Origin of the sequence: Psychrobacter sp. TB20-MNA-CIBAN-0197, assembly GCF_040309765.1 — a bacterium.
Lineage (GTDB): Bacteria > Pseudomonadota > Gammaproteobacteria > Pseudomonadales > Moraxellaceae > Psychrobacter > Psychrobacter submarinus.
In genome coordinates this window covers 1-258 of the sequence record NZ_JBEOPC010000915.1, presented here as the reverse complement: position 1 = coordinate 258, position 258 = coordinate 1, and the positions used below count along the sequence as shown (strand labels likewise).

The window sequence follows — 258 nt, the reverse complement described above, 5'->3', positions numbered from 1 at the left end:
CGTAATAACGGGGCAAATCCACGTTAGGGACGACTCATGAACAGATCACGCTGCTTGCTGTTGGTTTTGCTGCTGCTGAGCGCTGGCGCCAACGCCAATATTCCACGACCGGTGGCTGACGGACTGGTGCTGTGGCTGGACGGCAATGATCCGGCCTCGATGACGCTGGAGGGACAAAATCAGGTCGTGCGCTGGCTGGATAAATCCGGCAAGGGCAATGACGTGGTCGTCGACAACCGCGCGGCGACGACTTTGCCC

At 59.3% G+C, this 258-nt stretch carries 1 protein-coding gene; it reads left to right on the top strand.

Features of this window, described 5'->3' with window-relative positions:
- Nucleotides 1-36: 36 nt before the first annotated feature.
- On the top strand, nucleotides 37-258 hold a 222-nt coding region (locus AAEY83_RS16535), incomplete at its 3' end, for a hypothetical protein (RefSeq protein WP_351060807.1).